Origin of the sequence: Candidatus Magnetaquicoccus inordinatus (assembly GCF_004217665.1) — a bacterium.
GTDB classification, from domain to species: domain Bacteria; phylum Pseudomonadota; class Magnetococcia; order Magnetococcales; family Magnetaquicoccaceae; genus Magnetaquicoccus; species Magnetaquicoccus inordinatus.
The window spans coordinates 1-2765 of the sequence record NZ_RXIU01000322.1 but is presented as its reverse complement, the minus strand read 5'-3'; the positions used below and the strand labels follow the sequence as shown (position 1 = coordinate 2765).

Here is a 2765-nt window from a genome sequence, read left to right as displayed (position 1 = left end):
CAATGTTTGCAACAACATGTGGCCACACCGTTTACACGCGCTGCCGCCCGCGAACAGGGGTGGAATCATTATCGCGCCTGGCTGCAAAAACAGGTGGATGAACCGATGTTTGGTAGTCCCTATCGGTTGCGTTCCCTCTATATTCCCCTGCGAGGGGCGTTCCAGAAAACCGATATATTGTCCAGCGATCAGGAAGATTCGTTGTCGCAATGGGCAATAGTGGATCTGCAAACCTCTTTGCTGCAGTGGATACAGGAGGCTTCAGCCCAGGATGCTGTACGTTTGCTGGTTGGTGAACCGGGTTCTGGCAAGAGTATTGTGCTGAAAATGCTGGCGGCAACTGTGGCCAAGGAGGGCACTATTCCTCTTTTGTTGATCCCTCTGCATCTGTTTGGTCCACAGATTGATCTGGTACAAGCGGTCAAAGAGTTTGTGGCTGCCGATCCCTGTTGCCATGAACAGACGCCTCTGGATGAGATGGCAGAGCAGGAGCGTCTGTTGCTGCTTTTGGATGGACTGGAAGAGTTGGCCATGCCACGGCAATCGATCGTGGAGAGAAGCCGTCTCTGGTTGGAAGAGATCTTGCGTACCAGTGCCCGCCTGAATCAACGCACGACTCGTTTACAGATTATCATTACTGGAAGAGAGCCGTTATGCAGCGTGCATCGTGATCTGTTTGAGCGGCCCGGCCAGTTTCTTACTTTGCTATCCTACTCTCCCCAGCAGACACAGTTTGCCGAGGATGGCCTTTCGGCATTGGCCAACAGCGATCAACGTGTGGCATGGTGGGAAAAATATCGCCGTCTGCGCAGCCACTCTGCTGTTGCATCCCCCTTGCCGCCAGAAGATGTCGTGTGGACAGAGTTGACCGGCAATCCTCTGGCCAACCATCTTTTGGCCTTGGCAGCAGAACAAGGTCGCATTGATCGGCAACATGCCGAGCACTGCAATTTATTCTACCGAGAGATGCTCAACAGCATCTATCAGCGCCGTTATGCAGGGGGAGGGCACTCACTGCTTTTGGGTTGGGATGAGCGCCGCTTTTTGGAACTGTTGGAAGAGATGGCTATCACCATCTGGCACGGTCACAATGATACGGCTACCTTGAGTGAATTGCAGCAGGCGTGCCGCTCCCTGCCGGCAGGCCGTTATCCCCAGGGATTGGTTGATAATCCTGGCGAAGCACTCTGGCGTTTATTAAGCGCATTCTCTTTTTGTCGGGCGCCGATGCAAGCCGATGGCGAAGAGCGCTATACCTTTACCCAAACCGGAATGCTCCATTATCTGCTGGCCCGACGCCTGCTGCGCTTTTTGCAGCAGATGCACAGCCAACGTAAAATTCGCCAGAACAATACGGAAAAAGGGTGGGATGAGAGCTGTGCTTTGCGCAATTGGCTGCGTCTATGTGGTCCTGCTGCCATGAGCGTGCCACTGATTCAGATGCTCCATCGTGAGATTGCGCTCTATCCACGGCGTACCGTCTGGGAGTGGCAAAAACAGCTTGCCCAACTGTTGGGATACCTCTTGCGACAGGGATTTCCCTGGCTGGATTGGCAATATTCACACTACCGCCTGCTTGAAGAGCGTTGTCAGCAGGCGGAAAGTGGTTTGTTGGCTGTGCTGAACGGTTGTGCGCGTCATACCAAAAAGCGTTCGCCGCGTTGGACAGATGAGGATGGCTCTTTTGGTCGTTGGTTGAACCGCTTGCGTCCACAACGCACCCGCCAGAATCATGATGTTGGAGTGTTGGCCTGGTTGAGTTATTTGGATTTACGGGGGGTGAGCTTGCGTCTGGCCGATCTGTATGCAGCCGATTTACGGCGCAGCGATTTGCGTGGTGCCGACTTGTGGGGTGCCAATCTGGGATATGCCCGTTTGGATGAGGCCGATTTGCGTGGGGCACTGTTGCTGCATGCCAATCTGCAAGGAGCAAACTTGCATCAAGTACAGGTTGGGGCGCACAGCAATCCGGTGACCATCATTGCGGAGAACAGCTAGTGGCTGTGCCAGAGGGGCTTGGCAACCATACGCTCAAGGTTGTTCCAGAGGTTGCGTTGGTGGACATGGCAATCCGTCCGCCCAAAGTTTCCGTCAAACGCTGTGCCGAATAGGTGCCGAGTCCGGTGCCTCCCTTTTTGCCGGAGGTGGCATATTTTTCAAAAAAGCGGCTTTGAATCTCTTCAGGGACTATACCAAAATTGTTGATGGAGATCATGAGAGAGGAGTTTTCTGCATGCGCAACGCGAATGGTGATCGGGCTGTCTGGCGGAGCAGCTTCCACGGCATTTTTGAACAGATTGGCAAAGATGTTATAACACATGATCTCTTCGCCCTGCACCAACAGGCGCAACTGCGCCTTTTGCAGTTGCGCAAGGGAGTAGGATGCACCAAAAATATGAAATATTACCGGCAGGCGGCGGGCACGCAACAAAGTGACATTGTCGGCTTGCATGTCCACAAAAATCGGCACCAGGTTGACCTCTTTTGTTTCCAGGAGATATTCGCCGCGCTCGATTTTCAGAAGATCCAGGGAAAGATTGACCATTCTTAATGCCTTGATGCCGGCATTGTAGATGATGCGTACCGACTCTTTATGTGCTTCCGAGAGTTCATCATCCTCTATCAAGAGATCGGCAAAGCCGATGATACTGCTTAAAGGTGATTTCATATCATGGCGTGTAATGTGCTCCACCTCTTTTTTCAATTTTTCCTCGCCCAGCATGGCGATATACTCTCGTTCCAGGGCAGCCGCCTTTTTCTCTGCA

At 52.8% G+C, this 2765-nt stretch carries 2 protein-coding genes; one reads left to right on the top strand and one right to left on the bottom strand.

Annotated features, from left to right (window positions below):
- A partial coding sequence (locus tag EJP87_RS15185) for a pentapeptide repeat-containing protein (protein WP_227657682.1) occupies positions 1–1998 on the top strand: 1998 nt, incomplete at its 5' end.
- On the opposite strand, the gene EJP87_RS15180 is transcribed toward EJP87_RS15185, so the two are convergent.
- The coding region (locus EJP87_RS15180) for a sensor histidine kinase (protein ID WP_130472703.1) at positions 1979–2765 on the bottom strand (787 nt) is incomplete at its 5' end. The genes EJP87_RS15185 and EJP87_RS15180 overlap by 20 nt on opposite strands.